The organism is Bradyrhizobium sp. KBS0727 (assembly GCF_005937885.2).
Lineage (GTDB): Bacteria > Pseudomonadota > Alphaproteobacteria > Rhizobiales > Xanthobacteraceae > Bradyrhizobium.
On record NZ_CP042176.1, the window covers coordinates 5,271,645 to 5,290,283 of the forward strand.

Below are 18,639 nucleotides of genomic sequence, written 5' to 3' on the forward strand. Positions count from 1 at the left end.
CTACCCGATGTTGAACGCGTGCCCGGCCAAATGCTTCAGATTGGAGTGCCAGTGCTGCGCGATCTGCAGCCGCGTCGGCACCCAGACGCGCTCGTGCTTGCCGACATAATCGAGAAACCGCATCAGCGACGCGGCGCGGCCTGGGCGGCCGACGACGCGGCAATGCAGGCCGATCGACATCATCTTCGGCGAGGTCGCGCCTTCGGCATAGAGCACGTCGAAACTGTCCTTGAGATAGGTGAAGAACTCCTCGCCGCCGCCGAACCCCTGCGCGTTGACGAAGCGCATGTCATTGGCATCGAGCGTGTAGGGAATGACCAGATGCGGCTCCAGGGCCTGCGTCCTGATCCAGTACGGCAGGTCGTCGGCATAGGAGTCGCAGAGATAGAGGAGACCGCCAGCCTCCATCAAGAGCCGGAGCGTATTGATCGAGGAACGTCCGGTGTACCAGCCGAGCGGACGCCCGCCGGTCGCCTCGGTGTGAACGCGGATCGCCTCCGCGATCTCCCAGCGCTCCTCGGCCTCCGACATATCCTTGTGTTCGATCCATTTCAGGCTGTGGCTGGCGATATCCCAGCCCGCCTCCTTCATGGCGGCAACCACATCGGGGTTTCGCTGCAGGGCGGTGGCGACGCCGAACACCGTCGCCGGCATCTTGCGCTCGGTGAACATCCGCCACAGCCGCCAGAAGCCGGCGCGCGAGCCATACTCGAACATCGATTCGATATTGGCATGGCGCTGGCCCGGCCAGGGCTGCGTGCCCAGCACATCCGACAGGAACGCTTCCGAGGCGCGGTCGCCGTGCAGGATGTTGTTCTCGCCGCCTTCCTCGAAATTCACCACGAACTGAACGGCGACCCGTGCATGGCCCGGCCACTTCGGATCGGGTGGATGGCGGCCGTAGCCGCGAAGGTCGCGCGGGTAGTTCGGCTCCGTCACCTAGACTTCCTCGAACCGGATCTTCTGCGCACCCTTCCACAACACGGTCTTGCCGAACGCGGTCAGGTTCTCCAGCCCCGAGGTCAGGGTGATGAAATGGTTGCCGGCGAGCTGGCCCATCTTGCTGGCGAAATGCACGCCGCCATAGGCGAGCAGGATTTCGGTTTCGCTGATGCCGCCGGGATAGAGGATGATCTGGCCCGGCGCGGGATAGCTGGTGTGGTTCTCATAGGAGACGCCGAAGTCGAGATCGCCGAGCGGCATCCAGACCCCCTCGCCGCTCCAGCGCACATGGATCGCCTGGCTTTCGAACGGCATCGCTTTTCGAAATGCCGCGACCGTTTTCGGCGCCAGCTGCTCCTCGAAACGGGCGTTGAAGGTGAACTCACCGGCGCGGACGATCAATTGGCTCATCGGTCTCTTCTCTCGGATGGCTAAAGAAAACGGGTTCGCCATATCCATTGCAGCCGGGATTAGCGGAAGCAAGGACCATTCCAGCCCAAGGGGATAGTCCAAGGGGATCGGTTTCGAGCCTGGCCGCCTTATTGCCGGCGGTCGTAGGACCAGCCGAAAATCCCGCCGCGCTGGGCTTCCGGTTCCGGAGCCGCAGCGGGCGCGGCCTCCCTGGCTTCGGCCTGCGACGGTGGCGGCGGCGCCGGCAGGTCGTCGCACTTCATGGAATAGACCAGCTCGCCCTTCGCGGTCCGGCCGATCGGCGCGCAGTTGTCGACAACCCGCGCGGCTCCCTTCGGGGCAGGCTTGGGCGTCAGCGGGGTCTGGGCCCAGGCGGGCGATGCGGCCAGCAAAATGACCAGCAGGATATTCTTCATCGGGTTCATCAGCGACAACTGAATTCTCTCATTGGACCGGGTCGGCTGGACCCATTCTATTACAGCCCGACGACAGCGGTTGCTGAATATTTAGTCGATCGACGTCCCTGACCAGAAAGTTTGCTCGCCGCTTCGTGATATCCGCGACCGTAATAATTCACATCGGCCATCGTTATCTCCCATGGAGCGCTGCAACGGCGAGGCGCGTCTGCCGCGCCAGCGAAAAGCGTCAAAGGGAGAACCACAATGCGAAAGACAATCCTCACCATCCTCGGCTCGGCCCTGATCGTTTCGGCTTCCGTGCAATTTGCCGATGCCGCCCAACGTCATCACGGCAACCGCGCCGTCACGAGCCAGCAGCTTGGCCGCAATGCCGATGCCTATGCGGCGTGGCCGGCCCCTGCCGCACAGCCCGACTGGTCGCGCTATTCGGGCGGCTATTCGGCGCCTGCCGGACGCTGAGCTAGCCTACAGGATTGAAAAGCCGGTCGCGCGCAGCGGCTGGCTTTTCAACGGACATCGGTACGAGCCGCGCCGGTCAGCCGATGCGGATCCGATAGCCGAGGCTCCGGGTGGCTGATGGCGCGATGTGCATCAGCCCGGGCTTGTCGGTGAATTCGCCGTCGAAATCCACCGGGCTGGCAAAGCCGTGCCACGGCTCGATACAGAGAAACGGCACACCGCCGGGCTTCGACCAGATTCCGAGTTCGCGAAAGCCATCCCACGACATTTCGATCGACGGTCCGCGGTCGGCTGCAAAGCGAACCGAGCTGCTCGCGGGGTGATCAAGGATGATGGCATCGTCATCGAACAGCTTTTCCGAAAGCGGCAGCGTGTTGCCGCCAATGGGCGTCGGCTCCGGCGTTGCCAGCATCAGTCCCCTTTGGAGACGCCGGATCGGCACGGTCTCGTCGTGGGAGAAGGTGAGCGTGTAGGTTTCCTTCGCGAGTCCGGGCAGCAACGGCCAGTTAAACGCCGGATGCCCGCCGATCGAGGCCGGCAGCATCTCGTTTCCGGTGTTGGTGACTTTAAGACCCACGTGAAGGTCGGAGCCTTTCGCCGTATAGGTAACTTCCAGCCGAAACGCGAACGGGTAACGGGAACGGGTTGCGGGATTGTCGGTCAGAACCAGCGCGCAGGAATCCGGCTGACGCTCGAGCCATTCAAAGCGGTGATCGCGCGCCACACCATGCTGTGTCATCGGGTAGGTCTTGCCGCGATGATGCAGCTCGTCGTTCTTCAGGCGGCCGATGATCGGAAACAGCAAGGGAGAATGCCGCGGCCACGCCTCGCCGGCCTGCCACAGCAATTCCTGCCCTTCGGCATTCCGCAGCGAGCACAGTTCGGCGCCATCGGTCTTGATGGTCGCGGCAATCCCGTTACTGCGAAGCGTATGGCGGTCGTCGGTTATGCTGTCCATTCCTATCCCTCATAATTCATGGAGTTAACCACCGCAACAAGCGAGGTCCACGCATGGCGGCAGTGGATGCCGGCCGTGAGGCCGGCGCATAACCAGCAGCGCGCTAAACGCTTGCATTCCCCGGATGTTGCGCGTTTCATCGGTCCAAACAATTCGAACCGGGGAAGCACCCATGCCAGCCAGAATCATCGGTATGATTGGCACCCAACAGGAAGGCGTCGCGGTCCACCTGATCCAGGGCAAGATATCGCGCGAGTGGGTGCGCGATTTCACCCGCCTGCACGAGCAGTGGAATTACGACTCCGTCCTCGTCGGCTATTACGCATCGGCGGCCGAAGGTTTTGCCATCGCGCTTTACGCGGCCGACCACACCGAGCGGATCAAGTTCCTGATCGCGCACCGGCCGGGCTCAGTGGCGCCGGCGCTCGCGGCGCGGCAGGTTGCGACCTTCGACCAGCTCACACAGGGCCGGATGTCGCTGCATATCATCGCCGGCACCAGCGACAAGGATCAGGCCAGCGAAGGCGACTTCCTGCCGAAGGACGACCGCTACCGCAGAGCCAGCGAATATCTCGACGTGATGCGCCGGATCTGGACCAGCGACAGCCCCCTCAACCACCACGGCGAGTTCTACCGGGTCGAGGGCGCGTTCTCCGATATCAAGCCGTATCAGCAGCCCTATCCGTCGCTGTTCTTCGGCGGCTCGTCAGAAGGCGCGCTGGAGATGGGCGCCAGGCATTGCGACGTGTTTGCGATCTTCGGCGAACCGCTCGCCGAGACGCGCGAAAGGATGCAGGATTTCCGGCGGCGCGCGGCCGTGTTCGGCCGCAGGGTCGGCTTCAACATGTCGCTGCGCCCGATCATCGCGGACACCGAGGGTGCGGCGTGGGACAAGGCCAACAAGCTCCTGGCTGATGTCGAGGGCAAGACCGGGGCTGCGCCGCAACCGACCAACCATTCCGCCGAACGCCTGCTCGGCTACGCCGCGCGCGGCGATGTGCATGACGAACGGCTGTGGATGGGGATTGCCCGCGCGACCGGCGCGCCCGGCAATACCTCTTGCCTGGTCGGCACGCCTGAACAGGTCTCGGCCGCAGTGCTGGAATATTACCGGCTCGGCATCCATTCGTTCCTGCTGCGCGGTTTTGAAAATCCGCACGACACGGTCGCGATCGGCCGCGAATTGATTCCGCGGATCAAGGCCGGCGCGATCGAGATCGACCGGCTCGCCGAAGCCGCCGAGTAAAGAAGCTGCAACCCGGAGGGAAATGACGATATGGATCAAGTTGCATGAGAGCTGTTGTTGTCGAGAATTACGATTCGATTGATGGAATTTCGATCAAGGAGAGAGAGTTGCCGGACGTTGCCGCCGGCGAAGTCCGCGTCAGGATCGGCGCCGCGGCGGTAGGCTTTGTCGACGGGTTGAAGGTGCAGGGTCTCTACCAGACCAAGGATCCGCTGCCGTTCGTGCCGGGAACGGAGTTCGCCGGCACGGTCGATTGCGTGGCCGACAACGTCGCTCAATTCAAGCCGGGCATGCCCGTGATCGGCATGACGCGTTCCGGCGCGCTCGCCGAATATATTTCGGTGCCGTCGATGGCGCTGAAGCATCTGCCGGCGCAGGTTCCCTTCGAGGCCGGGGCCTCGTTCCAAGCCAACTATCTCACCGGGCTCTATGCGCTTGAAGCGCGTGCGCAGCTTCGCGCGGGCGAAACGCTGCTGGTGCTCGGCGCCGCCGGCGGCGTCGGCATCGCGGCGGTTCAGATCGGCAAGCTAATGGGCGCGCGCGTGATCGCGGCGGCATCGACGCCGGAGAAGCGCGCATTCGCGGCTCAATACGGCGCGGATGAAACCATCGACTACACCCAGGCCGACTGGCGCGACACGCTCAAGACGCTGACCGGCGGCCACGGGCCTGATGTGATCTACGATCCCGTCGGCGGCGAAGTGTCGCTGCAGGCGTTCCGCTCGATCGCCTGGCGCGGCCGGCATCTGGTGGTCGGGTTCGCCTCCGGCACCATTCCGGCGCTTGCCTTCAACCTTCCGCTGCTCAAGGGCGGCGCCCTGCTCGGCGTCGATCTCGCGCAAATCCAGAAGCGCGAGCCGGAGACGCATACGCGCCTGATCGCGCAACTGTTCGACTGGCTCTCATCCGGCAAATTACAGCCGGTGGTCGGCAAGGTCGTGCCGTTCGAGAATTTTCGCGAAGCGTTCAAGACCATGCAGTCGCGATCGGCGTTGGGCAAGATGATCATCAAATTCTCCTGAACCCACGCCATCCAGCCATCAACGACAGCCGCGGCGACCACGCCTGCGGCGTCGAACCAGGACAAGGACGAATGCCCAAGGAAGACACTGGCAACCCGACAGGGCGCCGCCACATGCATACGCGCACGATCGAATGCAACGGCTACCTGCGCGACGACGGGCTGTGGGAAGTCGAGGCGCGCTTGCGGGATACAAAACCGTTTTCGCAGAGTGCCAGCCGCTACCGCGAGGAACTCAAGCCGGGCGATCCCGTCCACGACATCGCCCTGCGACTGGCGATCGACGACAGCATGACGATTCACGAGGCGCAGGCGACCATGCGTGGGACACCTTATCCGACCTGCATCGAGGTCGAGCCGATACTCCAACGATTGATCGGTGAGCGCATCGGCAGCGGATGGCGCAAAGTGGTTCAGAGCAAGCTCGGCCGGCTCGAGAGCTGCACGCATCTGTCGGAACTGCTCGGCCCCGCCGTGACCACGCTGTTTCAGACCATGTCACATGGCAGAAATCCGGAAGGCCGCGATTCGCTGGAGAACCAGCGCGCCCGTACCGAGCGGCCGTTCTTCGTCGGCGGCTGTCATTCCTGGCGCACCGACGGGCCCATCGTCGCCGACATGTTCCCGCAATTCGCCACCGAGCCGGCCGCGCGGGATTAGCTGTCAGCTCTCGCGCACCTGATACCGAATTTGGCCGCGGTCGCCGACACCAGTACGATGAACGCGCCAGCCGGTCCGCCGATCTGATACCGGCCGCCTCCCGGCGCCGAGACTAAAAGCCGCCGATGACGGCGGCATGGTGTACCGAAAATGCGATGGTTCCGCGTTTTTCACTTGATCCAGATCAAATCCGCGGGTCATCTCGGCGCACATGATACCCTCGGGTTGAATCCGTCACGGACCCGCCTGCCGCCGTAAAGTCAGCCGATGCAAAAATTCGCGCTCAAGATGCTGCTGACGAGCCTCACCGTCGGGCGAAGCTCGTCGCGGCGGATCGGGGGCGCGCAAGTCGTAACGGCCTTTCTGACACTTGTTTTGCTCGCGACCGTCGGGCTGTACATCTGGGCACATGGCGGCAATTGACAAAGTTTTCGCAAGGACTTGGCTTCGGCAACCGGGAGTGGTGATGCGCCCGATCGTCCAGTTACTCGCATTCGCGATCCAGTTTGCCCTGGCGGCAGCAGCATCCGCCGGCCCGGCGTTCGAGACCAAGGCGGTTTGCCGAACGGCAATCGCTGTCCTCATGGACCGCGACCCCAAACTGCTCCAGGCAACCGACGCGCCTGACGGCGGCGTGGTCGTGACCTATGCCCGCCCGTTCGACAATTTCGTCTTTGCCTATCGATGCCGGATCGAGGGCGATCGCGTTGTATGGGCGGACGAGCCCGGACGCTGGCGCGACCGCGCCAAGGACGCCAAGGTGTCGTTCGAGGTCGCCGGTACCGGCGACCGACTTCGCATCGTCGTCAGCCGCGCCAACGGCCCGACCCTGCAGCAACTGTTCGATCGCGAGCTGAATGAAGTGCATTAGAATGTCGCGATGGTTGCACGATCAACCCACGTGCTCGATGGCGCGGATCGCGCCGCGCAGTTCGGCCAGTCCCCGCAGCCTGCCGATCGCGGTATAGCCGGGGTTGGTCCGCTTGGTCTCGGCGAGATCGTCCAGCATGCGGTGGCCGTGATCCGGCCGGAACACGATCCGGTCGCGCGCGGAACGCTTGCTGTTTTCGGTCAGCAGCGCCTTGAGCACCGCGATCATGTCGACATCGCCGTCAAGATGATCGGACTCATAGAACGACAGGCCGTCCTGCTCCCGCTTGGTCGCCCGCAGATGGGCAAAGCCGATCCGGGGCGCAAAGCGCTTCGCCATCGCAGGCAGGTCGTTTTCCGCGCGCACGCCGAGCGAGCCGGTGCAGAAGCAGATGCCGTTGGCCCTGGACGGAACGGCGTCGAACAGCGCCTGATAGTCTTCCGCCGACGAGGCGATGCGCGGCAGGCCGAACAGCGGGCGCGGCGGATCGTCCGGATGCAGCGTCAGCGTCACGCCGAGCTGCTCCGCCACCGGCGTCACGCGTGCGAGGAATTCGCTCAGATGCCGGCGCAACACCGCTGAGTCGATGCCGCGGTACTGCTCCAGCCGGTCGCGAAACTGCGGAATGGTCAGGGGATCGGTGGTCGATCCCGGCAGCGCGCTGGCAATATTGGTCACGAGGCGGTCGATGTCGGCTTGCGTCATGCCGGCATGGATCTGCCTGGCACGCTGCTGCGCGGCCTCGGAATATTCGGAGGCCGCTTCCGGCCGCTGCAGGATATGGAGATCGAACGCCGCGAAGCGGTCCTGGTCGAAGCGCATGGCGCGGGCGCCGTTCGGCAATTCCCATTCGAGATCGGTGCGGCACCAGTCGACCACGGGCATGAAATTGTAGCAGATGAGCCTGATGCCGGCCGCGGCCACCGCCTCGAGGCTGGCGATCCAGGCCTCGATCGAGCGCGTCGCCTTACCGCCGAGCCGCTTGACGTCGTCGGGCACCGGAATCGATTCCACCACCGACCATGTCAGCGGCGAGCGGCCGGGCTGGCCGTTCTCGATCAGGTTCTTGCGCGCTTCGACGGCCGATCGCGTCCAGGCTTCGCCGATCGGCACCTGGTGCAGCGCCGTCACCACATCGGTGGCGCCGGCCTGGCGGATATCGTCGAGCGACACCGGATCATCCGGCCCATACCACCGCCATCCCTGCAACATCATGCGGAGTCTCCTGAACGTATGTCGCCCATCATTGCGCGGTCAGCACGACCTTGACGCTCTGCGAGCGGTCGAGCGCGAGGCGGACCGCGTCGGGCGCCACCGACAACGGACGTTCGGCCGTCACCAGCGCCAGCACGTCGACGCTGCCGTCGGCGATCAGCTCGACCGCGGTGAAGAATTCGCTTCCGAAACGGAATGAGCCGCGGAGGTCGATCTCCTTGGCCATCACGGCGTTGGCCGGCACCGGGATCTGCCCGCCCGGCAGATTGCCGACCTGAACCACGATGCCGCCGCGCCTGACGACGCCGATCGCGCTGGCGAGGCCGGCCGCCGTGCCCGATACTTCGAACGCCACATCGAACGGCTGCGCCGCGGCCTGCGCCTTCAAGGCCTCGTCACCGCCCGAGATATCGACGACATGGTTGGCGCCGAGTCGCGTGGCAAACGCCAATGGCGCCGCCGCGATGTCGACGACGGTGACGTCGGCCATCCCCGCCCGCCGCGCCGCCAGCATGGTCAGCAGCCCGATCGGACCGGCGCCGAACAGCACCGCGCGTTTGCCGTTGACGTCACCGGCGCGCGCGACCGCATGCAGGCACACCGCCAGCGGCTCGGCCAGCGCCGCCGCCTGATACGGGACGTGGTCGGGAATCTTCACGCATTGCGCCGGGACGGCATCGAACACCGAGGCAAAACCGCCCTGCATGTGCGGGGTCTTCGAGGCCGAGCCCATGAAGAAGATGTTTTCGCAGAGGTTTGCCCGGTTCTCTCGGCATGGCTTGCAATGGCCGCACCAGCGCGACGGATTGACGGCAACCCTGTCGCCGACTTTCAGGCCCGGCGCGGGGCCTGCGATCTCGACGACTTCGCCCGCGATCTCGTGGCCGAGCACGAGCGGCGAGGTCACGACGAAATCGCCGGTGCGGGCATGGCGGTAATAATGCATGTCCGAACCGCAAATGCCGCCGGCGCCGAACCGGACGCGCACCATGCCGGACGCCAGCGGATCGAGCGGCCGTTCGACCATGCGCAGATCTTCCGGACCGAACAAGGTTGCGGCCAATGCCATCGATGTCATTTTGAAAGCCCCATATATTTCGGAAGCCAGAGCGTTAGCTCCGGGATGTAGGTGATCGCAATCAGCGCCAGCAACAGCGGCACCAGCCACGGCAGGATCGCCATCGTGGTACGCTCGACCGAGAGCTTCGCCACGCGCGCGAGCACGAACAGCACCATGCCGAGCGGCGGATGCAGCAACCCGATCATCAGGTTGAGCGTCATGATCAGGCCGAAATGGATCGGATCAATGCCCAATTTCAGAACGATCGGCAGCAGGATCGGCACCAGGATGGTGATGGCGGCGATGGTGTCGATGAAGCAGCCGACGAACAGGATCAGGATATTCGCCAGCAGCAGGAACACCCATTTGTTGTGGGTGATCCCGAGTATCGTGTCCGTCAGGATCTGTGCCGCCTGCGAGACCGTCAGCAACCACGCAAAGATCGAGGCCGCGGTGACGATGAAGAGCACGGAGGCCGTGGTCTCGATGGTGTCGAACGTCGCCTTCGCCACCGTCTTGAGCGTCATCGAGCGATAACGCACCAGCCCGAGAAATAGCGACCAGATCACGGCGGCCACTGCGGCCTCGGTCGGCGTGAACCAGCCGAGCGTCATGCCGCCGATCAGGATGACCGGCGCCATCAGCGCCATCACGGCGGAGAAGTCGAAGTACCAGTCGAGCGCCAGCAGCACGGCGAGCCCGATGCCGACCGCCATGTTGGTCGAGAGGCCGGCGACGACCATCAGCCACACCACAAGCGGGAAGCCCAGCACGATGACGATCTCGAGGCCGGCCGATCCGATCTGCGCCCACGAGAACGGCGAGTCGCTGCCCCAGCCGTTCTTGTGGGCGAAATAGGCCACGGTCGCCATCATCAGCAAGGTCATGACCACGCCGGGAATGACGCCGCCGAGAAACAGCGCGCCGATCGAGACGTTCGCCATCATGCCGTAGATCACGAACGGCAGCGACGGCGGGATGATGGGGCCGAGCGTTGCGGACGCCGCCGTCACGCCGACGGAAAATTCCGTCGAGTAACCATGGTCCTTCATCGCCTTGATCTCGATGGTGCCTAGGCCGGCGGCATCCGCAATCGCGGTGCCGGACATACCCGAGAAGATCACCGAGCCGATGATGTTGACGTGGCCGAGGCCGCCGCGCATCCAGCCCACGAGCGCGACCGCAAACTTGTAGATGCGCCCGGTGACGCCGGCGATGTTCATCAGATTGCCGGCGAGAATGAAGAACGGCACCGCCAGCAACGGAAAACTCTCGACGCCGGCAATCATGCGCTGCGCCAAGGTCACGTCGGGCGTGATGCCGGTGACGAGGATATACAATAGCGAGGACGCGGCCATCGCCAGCGCGACGGGAAGGCCGAGCAGCATCAGGATCAGAAATCCACCGAGGAGCAACAGCATCGCCTTACCCTTCCGTTCCGTCGAATGCGCCGGGGCGTTCCAGGATCGAATAGCCCCGCTGCCAGTTCTCGACCGCGATCTGGATCGAGCGGCCGAACATCAGCACGAAGCCGAGCAGCACGGCGTAATAGACGAAGCCCTTCTGGAACTTGATCGTCGTCATCCGTTCGTCGCCGATGATCTGGATGAACTGCCAGACCAGCGTGGCCGCGTAGCCGAAGAACGCGATCCGGATCAGGTCGATCACGGTCGAAAGCGCGCGCGCGGGCAGACGCGGCAGATAGCGGAAAATCAGGTCCACCTGGATGTGCCGGGACAGCCGCACGCACATCGACGAACCGATGAATACCACCCCGATCAGGCAATAGGTCGCGATCTCCTCGGTCCAGGCGTAGCTGTCGTTGAGGACATAGCGGGTGAAGAACTGCAGGAAGACGCACAGCGCCATGATCCAGAAGATCGCCAGCGCCAGCCAGTCTTCCAGCGCGTATTGCCCGAGGTCGGCGCTGACCGGCGCTTCTTCCTCGAACGTGTGGGCGATCTCGTCCCCCGTGATCTGCTTGTGCACTTCAACCATCGACATCTGCCCCTCTTCTGGCGTCGAAAATCCGCGAGCCTCGACCGGGCTAACGCCGTGCCGCCGCAGGGACGCGGCCGGCACGGACGAAGGTCCGACCGTTTATTTGATGGCCTGGATGCGATCCCAATCGGCCTTGCGATAATCGAAGCTCTCGAAGCTCGTTGTCTTGAGGACCGCGTCGCGGAACTCGTCCTTGTTGATCTCGGTCACGGTCAGGCCCTTCTCCTTGAAGAAGGCAACCAGCTTGGCCTCGTTCACCTTGATCTCCGCGGTCGCCTTGGCCGACGCCTCCTGCGCCACGTCGGTGAAGATCTTGCGATCTTCCTCACTGAGCTTCTTCCAGAGGCCAGCGGAGATGATGGTGTTGAGGTGGTCGACGATGTGACCGGTTAGAACGATGTGCTTCTGCACCTCGTAGAACTTCTTGGCTTCGATCGTGGTGAGCGGATTTTCCTGGGCTTCCACCGTGCCGTTCTGCAGCGCCAGATAGACCTCCGCGAAGGCGATCGGCGCGGTATTGGCGCCGCAGGCGCGCGGCATCGCCAGATAGGCCGGCACGTCAGGCACCCGCATCTTCAGGCCCTTCATGTCGGCGCAGGTCTTGATCGGCCTGTTCGACGAGGTGTGCCGCACGCCATAATAGGTCACCGCCACGATGTGGTGGCCGGTCTTGTCCTCGTAGCCCTTGGCGAGCTCCTTGAAGACGTCGCTCTTGGTGTAGGCCAGGAGATGATCGGCATCGCGGAAGGTGTAGGGATAATAGGTCACGCCGATCGGCGGGTAGCTCTTGGCAGCAAAACTCGATCCGGAAATGATGATGTCGACCGAGCCGAGCGAAAGACCCTGATTGATGTCGGCTTCCTTGCCGAGCTGGGAGGCCGGATAGACGTCGATCGCGTAGCGGTTATTGGTCCGCTTGTTGATTTCCTGCGCCGCCCAGACGGAGGCAGTGTGGAACGGTTCCGAGGTCTCGTAGACGTGGGCCCATTTGAGCTTGGTCTGGGCCATTCCGGCGGTGGTCGCGGCCATCAGCGCTGCGGCAGACGCCGCCAGTACGATCGTCAATTTCTTCAACACGTGCATTCCCTCCGTTGTTACCGTTTTCTCTTGTTACGCATTGGTTCGGGATCTGACCGAACATCGAATGTCCGTCCTGATCGTCTCAACCGCTCCCGGCCGAAACACGCGACATCGGTGCGGCCTCCGTCCCGAAACTCTGTGCAAAGCGCGCCTGCGAATGCGCCAGATGCTCGCGCATCGCCGCGCGGGCGGCTTCCGGATCGTGCGCGGCAATGGCGTCGCGGATCGCCTGGTGCTCGGCCAGCGCAGCGCCCCAGGACTGCGGATTCTCGAAATAATGTGCGAGCTTGGCGAAGTAGGGATTGAGCCGCTGATCGAACAACTCGCCGACGACGCGGACCAGAACCGCATTGTCGAGACATCCGGCGACCGCGACGTGAAACGCGCGGTCATGGATCATCGAGGCTTCGCCGGGATGCTGCACGGTCGCCATCGCCTCGAGCGAGGCGTCGATACGCCCGATATCAGCAGGCGTCGCGACCCTCGCCGCCTGTTCGGCAATGGCGGCTTCGATGAATTCGCGGGCGCGCAGCAGTTCGAACGGCCCTTCGATCATCCCGGACAGGTGTGCGGGCAACGCGTGCGCGGCGGGTTCGCTGACATAGATTCCGGAGCCGACCCGAATGCGCACCAGGCCTTCGACCTCGAGCGCAATCAGCGCCTCGCGCACGGTCGGCCGCGACACCTTCAACTGTTCGGCCAGATCGCGTTCGGTCGGAAGCCGGCTGCCGACGGCGTATTCGCCGCGCTCGATCAAGCCGCGAAGCTGATCGGCAATCTGGCGATACAGGCGTCGTGCTTCCACAGCCTCGAGCGGCACGCTCGTCTCTCCCTGAAACGATCCCAGACGGATCGATTTTTCTTGCTTGTCTTGCTTGCTTTGGTGAGAGGCCATTGAAAATTGGCCTTACCAATTGACCAAAGATTGACGGAACCGGTTCCACATGTCAAGCGAGAGGACGAAATCCGTCCATTCCAACCCGATAGAGGGCCATTTGCGCCTCTCGAACGCCAACCTCGACCGGCTCCCGGGCCAGATCCGTCGCCCGAATTACGACCGCGCGGGCATCCGGCCGGGCATTATTCATCTAGGGATCGGCGCCTTTCACCGCGCGCACCAGGCGGTCGTGATCGACGATCTGCTCGCGGGAGGCGCGTCAGCCTGGGGAATCGTCGGGGCCAGCCTGCGAAGTCCGGACACACGCGATGCCCTGGTCCCGCAGGACTGCCTCTATACGCTTGCCGTTCGTTCCGGCGCCGGCACAGAACACCGGATTATCGGCTCGGTCCTTGAGACCGTCGTCGCGCCCGCCAACCCCGCAGCGCTGATCGCGCGCATGGCCGATCCCGCCGCGCGCATCGTCTCCTTGACCGTCACCGAGAAGGGCTATTGCCACACGCCGCAAACCGGCGAGCTCGACGGGCATCATCCCGATGTCGTCCATGACCTGCAACATCTGGACGCGCCGCGATCGGCGCCCGGATTCATCGTGGCCGCGCTTGCGCGCCGGCGGGCTGCGGGCACCGCGCCCTTCACCGTCCTCTCCTGCGACAATCTTTCCGCCAACGGCCACACTGCAAAGCGCATCGTCACGCAGTTCGCCGCCCTGAAATCGCGCGAACTCGCCCGATGGATCGAAGACGAGGTCGCATTCCCCGCGACGATGGTAGACCGGATCGTTCCGGAGACCACCGAAGCCGACCGCGCTTCGGTCGCATCCGCGCTCGGCATGACCGACGCGTGGCCGGTGGTCACCGAGCCGTTCACGCAATGGATCGTCGAGGATCGCTTTCCGGCCGGACGGCCGGATTTCGCGGCTGCCGGCGTGCAGCTCGTCTCCGATGTGACGCCGTTCGAGCACATGAAGCTGCGGCTGCTCAACGCCAGCCACTCGGCGCTCGCCTATCTCGGCTATCTCGCCGGCTATGAGACCATCGCCGCCGCCATGACCGACGCGCATTTTGCGGCCTATGCGCGGCAAGTGATGGAAGACGCGGCGCCTACGCTCGCCATGCCCGAGGGCACTGATCTGGCGGCCTACAGCGCATTGCTGCTGCAGCGCTTTGCCAACCCTGCTTTGCATCATCGCACTTGGCAGATCGCGATGGACGGATCGCAGAAACTGCCGCAACGGCTGCTCGCCACAATGCAGGACCGGCTGCGGCTCGGCTTGCCGATCGACACGCACGCGCTCGCCGTCGCAGGCTGGATGCGCTACGTCACTGCCAGGGACGAGGCCGGACGCGCGATCGACGTGCGCGATCCGATCGCAGCCAGGTTGAAGGAAATTGCCGAAGACGCAGGCCCCGTCGCCAACCGGCTGGCTCCGGCGCTGCTGGAGGTCAGCTCCATTTTCGGCGCGCTCGGAGCGGATCCCCGGATGCAGCGCGCCGTCACGCAGGCGCTCACACGGCTCTATGCGGTCGGCGCGCGACAGGCCGTGCAGGAATTTCGCCCCGCATAAACAGGATCAGCGCGGCACCACTGCCGTCGCCTCGATCTCGACGCGCGCGGCCTTCTCGACCAGCCGCACCACCTGAACCAGCGCCATCGCCGGATAATGCGTGCCAAAGATCTCGCGATAGACCCGGCCGAGCGTCTTGAGACTGGCCAGATATTCCTCGATATCGACGACGTACCAGGTCAGCCGCACCAGATGCTCGGGCCCGGCGCCACCTTCAGCAAGGATGGCGGCAATGTTGCTCAGCGCCTGACGCACCTGGGCGACAAAGTCGGCGGCCAGATGGCCCTCCGTATCCCAACCGATCACGCCGCCGGTCACGACGAGACGGCCATCGGCCGCCATGCCGTTGGCGTATCCTTTCGGCATCGGCCAGCCGCTCGGCTGCAGCACTTGCGGGCCGGACGACGAAGCATCGGATTTGGGATGAGGCACCACGGTCAAGGTGGGGCCTTTGGGGGCGGTCACGTTCAATTCTCCTTCCAGGACGTTCACTCAGCCGCAGCGCTCGACGATACGGCGCTGGCCGCAGCCATCTGCCTCAGCGCAAAACGCCGCAGCTTGCCGGTTTCGGTCTTCGGCAGCGCCTCGACATATTCGATGGCGCGCGGATATTTATAGGGCGCGATCTCGCGCTTGACGTGCTCCTGCAACGCCGCCGTGAGTTCGGCATCGCCGCGAGCACCGCCGGCGAGGATGACATAGGCCTTGACGATCATCCCGCGCGCCTCGTCGGGCGCGCCGACGACGCCGCATTCGGCGACCGCAGGATGGGACAGCAACGCCGCCTCGATCTCGGGGCCGGCGATGTTGTAGCCGGAAGAGACGATCATGTCGTCCGAGCGCGCCACAAAGGACAGCCGGCCGTTGGCGTCGCTGACAAAGGTATCGCCGGTCAAATTCCAGCCGTCGCGCACATAGTTCGATTGCCTGGAGTCGGCGAGATAACGGCAGCCGGTGGGACCACGAACCGCAAGCTTGCCGACCGTGCCCGCCGGCAGTTCGTTCATGTCGTCGTCGACGATCTTGGCCTCATAGCCGGTGACCGGATGTCCGGTGGTTCCGGCGACGGCATCGCCGAGCCGGTTGGTGATGAAGATATGCAGCAGCTCTGTCGAGCCGATGCCGTCGAGAATCGTCTTGCCGGTTCTGCGGGTCCAGGCGTCGAACACCGGCGCCGGCAAGGTCTCGCCGGCGGAGACCGCGAGCCGCAGCGACGAAAGATCGGCGCCCTTGTCCATCGCCGCCATCATGGCGCGATAGGCGGTCGGCGAGGTAAAGCAGATCGTGGCCTTGTAGGTCTCGATGATCTTGACCATTTCCGGCGGCGAAGCCGTTTCCAGCAGCGTCGCCGTGGCGCCGAATCGCAACGGAAAGATCGCAAGCCCGCCTAGCCCGAACGTAAACGCCAGCGGCGGCGAGCCGACGAACACGTCATCCTCGGTGACATTGAGGACCTCCCGCGCATAGCCATCGGCGACGATCATGAGGTCGCGATGGAAGTGCATCGTGGCCTTCGGTTCGCCCGTGGTGCCCGAGGTAAATCCGAGCAAGGCGACATCGTCGCGGCCGGTCTTCACCGCATCGAAGCGCACCGGCTTGTTCAGCGCCACCCGGTCGAGCTCGGCGTCGTGGTTCGAGGTGCCGTCGAAATTCACCACCTGCTTGAGAAAGCGGCTGGTCTTCGCGCATGCCACCAATTCATCGGCAATGCGGCTGTCGGTCAGCGCCAGCGCGATCTCGGCCTTGTCGACAATCTTTGTCAGTTCGCCGGCGCGCAGCATCGGCATGGTGTTGACGACGACGGCGCCGGCCTTCGTCGCCGCAAGCCATGCCGCGACCAGCGCCGGATTGTTGCCGGAACGGATCAACACCCGATTGCCGGGCTTGACCCCGTAATTCTCCACCAGCGCATGCGCCAGGCGGTTCGACCAGTCAGCCAGCTCCTTGTAGGTGCGCTGACGACCATTGCCGATCAGCGCAATGCGATCGCCCATGCCCTTCTCGACAATGCGGTCGGTCAGTTCGACGGCGGCGTTCAGATATTCCGGATATTGAAACTCCGGCCGGTCGAGCCGCAGCTCCGGCCATTGCTCGAACGGCGGCAGATTTCGCCGCGCAAAATCATCGACGTGGCCCGACGGACCAAGGACAGGGTCTCTACCTGACATTTCCATCGCTCGCTTTCATCCATGAAAGGCACGAGTTGGGTATCGCGGACGCCCGGCAGCGTTATCGGCAATCATTTTAGGCTTAAAGTAATTTGGTGCAAGTCCGGAATTTGGCCATCCCGAAGATTTTGCGGAGAGTCTAGCGCCCGGCCAGTTGCTTCAGCCGCAGCGTCATCGGCGAGTTCGGATCGGCCAGCGGCGCAATCGCGGTAAAATGGTTGGCATCGGCAACGGTGCCAAACCGCGCCGCAAGGCCTGCCGCGCCCCAGGCGTCGACAATGATCCGGCTCTGCCGGAAATATTCGGCGCTTTCGTTGCCGCCGACCACCGCATCAAGCGAGCCGCGCGCCGGTGGCTGCCAGAACAAGGGGCTGGCCGCCTTCGCCGACGCGTCGTCGAGCTTCAGCGCGGTGTTGATCGAGGTCGGAACCAGCGGCCGCAGGTCGAACAGGCCCGATATGGTGTAGGCCGCCGTCACCAGATCTTCCGGCAATGCCGCATCGAGCGCGCGCCAGTCGGTCGCCAGCAGGCAGGCGGCGAGATGGCCGCCGGCGGAATGACCGCTCATGACCAACGGGCGCCCGAGCTTTGCGAGTTCGCGCGTTGCGGTTCGCATCTGTTCGATGATGTCGGCGACGGAAACGTTGGGGCAAAGGTCGTAGCTCGGCACCGCGACATCGATCCCGTGCGCATTCAATCCGCCAGCCAAATGGCTGAAGAAGGAGCCATCGAGCGCCTGCCAATAGCCGCCATGAATGAAGACGACGATCGGCCCCGTTCCATTGCCGGCAAACAGATCGATCCGATGGCGCTCGCCCGGGCCATAAGCCAGCACTTTTGAACGGCCCTGATGCAGTTCGCGATAGGCCTGCGCATCGCGCGCCCAGCCGGCCATGATCGCCGGATTTTCCGGCACCCGCGCGCGATTATTGTATTCGACCTCGTAGTCCACATCCGCATTCAACGGATCACCTCATGCGATAATCGAAGCGCTGCGCTACGCCATCCGCGCCTTGGCGGATTTCTGTGCCGAGCCCTTGGTCTTCGCCAGCAGGCGCATCAATTCGCGGACATCCTTCGGCGTCAGGTCGCCAAAAATGTCGGCGATCCATAACTCGTGCTCCGCCGCCATCTTGCGAAACTCGGCGCGGCCGGCCTTGGTCAGGCGGATCACCTGGACCCGGCGGTCGGAATCCGAGGTGCGGCGGTCGAGATGGCCGGATTCGACAAGGCGCTCGACCAGGCCGGTGACGTTGCCGTTCGAGACCATCATCCGCTTCGAGACATCCGACAGCGTCATGCCCTCGGGGACCTTGTCGAGCTGGGCCATCAGGTCGAAGCGCGGCAGCGTGACGTCGAACCGCTCGCGCAGGCGGCTCCGCACCTCGCCTTCGATCAGGGTGGTGCAGGTCAGGAGACGCAGCCACAGCCTGATTTCGTCGCCATGATCCTCCGGGAGCTCGACGGCCTTGGTCTCGGAATCGAGAATCATCGTACAATCTTGTCTGGTTTGGATATCGCGAGATTACCAACAGACCGCAGCTTGGGGTGATTGTCCAGATTTCTTTAGGGTTCAAGCAATTGGCGCACGGCTTGCATGACCTGCAGGCTAGCTTGCGCAAGCTTGCAGGCGCGGTCGTCATCAGAATAAGCTGCCGCTCGA

21 protein-coding genes are annotated in these 18,639 nt (G+C 63.9%); 7 read left to right on the forward strand and 14 right to left on the reverse strand.

All coding sequences use genetic code 11. The annotated features are described in order from the left end of the window. From puuE to FFI89_RS24735, 3 genes are all read right to left on the reverse strand, one after another. Positions 1-939, reverse strand: coding sequence for an allantoinase PuuE (gene puuE / locus FFI89_RS24725; RefSeq protein WP_138830196.1), 939 nt, complete (start codon positions 937-939; stop codon positions 1-3). Continuing rightward, on the reverse strand, positions 940-1,353 hold the full coding sequence (locus FFI89_RS24730) for a DUF3830 family protein (RefSeq protein WP_074825847.1): 414 nt from the start codon (positions 1,351-1,353) through the stop codon (positions 940-942). It abuts the gene before it with no gap. A 128-nt stretch (positions 1,354-1,481) separates the two neighbouring features. Then, the gene (locus FFI89_RS24735) at positions 1,482-1,769 is read right to left on the reverse strand and encodes a hypothetical protein (protein WP_138835653.1); all 288 of its coding nucleotides are present in this window, start codon (positions 1,767-1,769) and stop codon (positions 1,482-1,484) included. A gap of 246 nt (positions 1,770-2,015) precedes the next feature. Between FFI89_RS24735 and FFI89_RS24740 the strand changes: the two genes are divergently transcribed. Further along, positions 2,016-2,231 carry a hypothetical protein gene (locus FFI89_RS24740; protein ID WP_138830197.1) on the forward strand — a complete coding sequence of 72 codons (216 nt, stop codon included), beginning with the start codon at positions 2,016-2,018 and terminating at the stop codon, positions 2,229-2,231. Positions 2,232-2,307: 76 nt separating this feature from the next. Here the strand turns inward: FFI89_RS24740 and FFI89_RS24745 are convergent, their stop codons facing one another. Beyond that, the gene (locus FFI89_RS24745; protein ID WP_138830198.1) at positions 2,308-3,189 is read right to left on the reverse strand and encodes an aldose 1-epimerase family protein; all 882 of its coding nucleotides are present in this window, start codon (positions 3,187-3,189) and stop codon (positions 2,308-2,310) included. Between the two features lie 172 nt (positions 3,190-3,361). Here FFI89_RS24745 and FFI89_RS24750 point away from each other — a divergent pair, with 172 nt between their 5' ends. The 5 genes from FFI89_RS24750 to FFI89_RS24765 all read left to right on the forward strand — a co-directional run bounded on the left by FFI89_RS24750 (position 3,362) and on the right by FFI89_RS24765 (position 6,987). Next, positions 3,362-4,435 carry an LLM class flavin-dependent oxidoreductase gene (locus FFI89_RS24750; protein ID WP_168213029.1) on the forward strand — a complete coding sequence of 358 codons (1,074 nt, stop codon included), beginning with the start codon at positions 3,362-3,364 and terminating at the stop codon, positions 4,433-4,435. Positions 4,436-4,479: 44 nt separating this feature from the next. After that, positions 4,480-5,457, forward strand: a complete 978-nt coding sequence (locus tag FFI89_RS24755) for an NADPH:quinone oxidoreductase family protein (RefSeq protein WP_138830200.1) — start codon at positions 4,480-4,482, stop codon at positions 5,455-5,457. Between the two features lie 113 nt (positions 5,458-5,570). After that, on the forward strand, positions 5,571-6,116 hold the full coding sequence (locus tag FFI89_RS24760) for a DUF2889 domain-containing protein (protein ID WP_168213030.1): 546 nt from the start codon (positions 5,571-5,573) through the stop codon (positions 6,114-6,116). 267 nt (positions 6,117-6,383) lie between these two features. Continuing rightward, positions 6,384-6,539 carry a hypothetical protein gene (locus FFI89_RS34560; protein ID WP_168213031.1) on the forward strand — a complete coding sequence of 52 codons (156 nt, stop codon included), beginning with the start codon at positions 6,384-6,386 and terminating at the stop codon, positions 6,537-6,539. 43 nt (positions 6,540-6,582) lie between these two features. Continuing rightward, positions 6,583-6,987: a hypothetical protein gene (locus tag FFI89_RS24765; protein WP_138830202.1), complete on the forward strand. Its 405-nt coding sequence runs from the start codon at positions 6,583-6,585 to the stop codon at positions 6,985-6,987. A gap of 21 nt (positions 6,988-7,008) precedes the next feature. On the opposite strand, the gene uxuA is transcribed toward FFI89_RS24765, so the two are convergent. From uxuA to FFI89_RS24795, 6 genes are all read right to left on the reverse strand, one after another. Continuing rightward, positions 7,009-8,199 carry a mannonate dehydratase gene (uxuA, locus tag FFI89_RS24770; RefSeq protein ID WP_210249163.1) on the reverse strand — a complete coding sequence of 397 codons (1,191 nt, stop codon included), beginning with the start codon at positions 8,197-8,199 and terminating at the stop codon, positions 7,009-7,011. 31 nt (positions 8,200-8,230) lie between these two features. Continuing rightward, the gene (locus FFI89_RS24775) at positions 8,231-9,280 is read right to left on the reverse strand and encodes an L-idonate 5-dehydrogenase (RefSeq protein ID WP_138830204.1); all 1,050 of its coding nucleotides are present in this window, start codon (positions 9,278-9,280) and stop codon (positions 8,231-8,233) included. Then, complete coding sequence (locus FFI89_RS24780; protein WP_138830205.1) at positions 9,277-10,683, reverse strand: TRAP transporter large permease; 1,407 nt, start codon at positions 10,681-10,683, stop codon at positions 9,277-9,279. Before FFI89_RS24780 ends, FFI89_RS24775 begins: the two co-directional genes overlap by 4 nt. 4 nt (positions 10,684-10,687) lie before the next feature. Then, positions 10,688-11,266 carry a TRAP transporter small permease gene (locus FFI89_RS24785; RefSeq protein WP_138830206.1) on the reverse strand — a complete coding sequence of 193 codons (579 nt, stop codon included), beginning with the start codon at positions 11,264-11,266 and terminating at the stop codon, positions 10,688-10,690. 96 nt (positions 11,267-11,362) lie between these two features. Further along, positions 11,363-12,346: a sialic acid TRAP transporter substrate-binding protein SiaP gene (locus FFI89_RS24790; protein ID WP_138830207.1), complete on the reverse strand. Its 984-nt coding sequence runs from the start codon at positions 12,344-12,346 to the stop codon at positions 11,363-11,365. A 79-nt stretch (positions 12,347-12,425) separates the two neighbouring features. After that, positions 12,426-13,163 carry a FadR/GntR family transcriptional regulator gene (locus FFI89_RS24795; RefSeq protein ID WP_168213033.1) on the reverse strand — a complete coding sequence of 246 codons (738 nt, stop codon included), beginning with the start codon at positions 13,161-13,163 and terminating at the stop codon, positions 12,426-12,428. 124 nt (positions 13,164-13,287) lie between these two features. On the opposite strand from FFI89_RS24795, the gene FFI89_RS24800 reads away from it, so the two are divergent. Next, positions 13,288-14,808: a mannitol dehydrogenase family protein gene (locus FFI89_RS24800; protein ID WP_138830209.1), complete on the forward strand. Its 1,521-nt coding sequence runs from the start codon at positions 13,288-13,290 to the stop codon at positions 14,806-14,808. 6 nt (positions 14,809-14,814) lie between these two features. Here the strand turns inward: FFI89_RS24800 and FFI89_RS24805 are convergent, their stop codons facing one another. The 4 genes from FFI89_RS24805 to FFI89_RS24820 form a co-directional block, all read right to left on the reverse strand. Beyond that, positions 14,815-15,273, reverse strand: coding sequence for a RidA family protein (locus tag FFI89_RS24805; protein WP_168213034.1), 459 nt, complete (start codon positions 15,271-15,273; stop codon positions 14,815-14,817). A gap of 23 nt (positions 15,274-15,296) precedes the next feature. After that, positions 15,297-16,976 carry a benzoate-CoA ligase family protein gene (locus FFI89_RS24810; RefSeq protein WP_138830210.1) on the reverse strand — a complete coding sequence of 560 codons (1,680 nt, stop codon included), beginning with the start codon at positions 16,974-16,976 and terminating at the stop codon, positions 15,297-15,299. 139 nt (positions 16,977-17,115) lie between these two features. After that, entirely contained in the window at positions 17,116-17,940 is an 825-nt protein-coding gene (locus FFI89_RS24815; protein ID WP_246669243.1) for an alpha/beta hydrolase, read from the reverse strand. Positions 17,941-17,973: 33 nt separating this feature from the next. Beyond that, on the reverse strand, positions 17,974-18,468 hold the full coding sequence (locus FFI89_RS24820; RefSeq protein WP_138830211.1) for a MarR family winged helix-turn-helix transcriptional regulator: 495 nt from the start codon (positions 18,466-18,468) through the stop codon (positions 17,974-17,976). Positions 18,469-18,639: the final 171 nt, after the last annotated feature.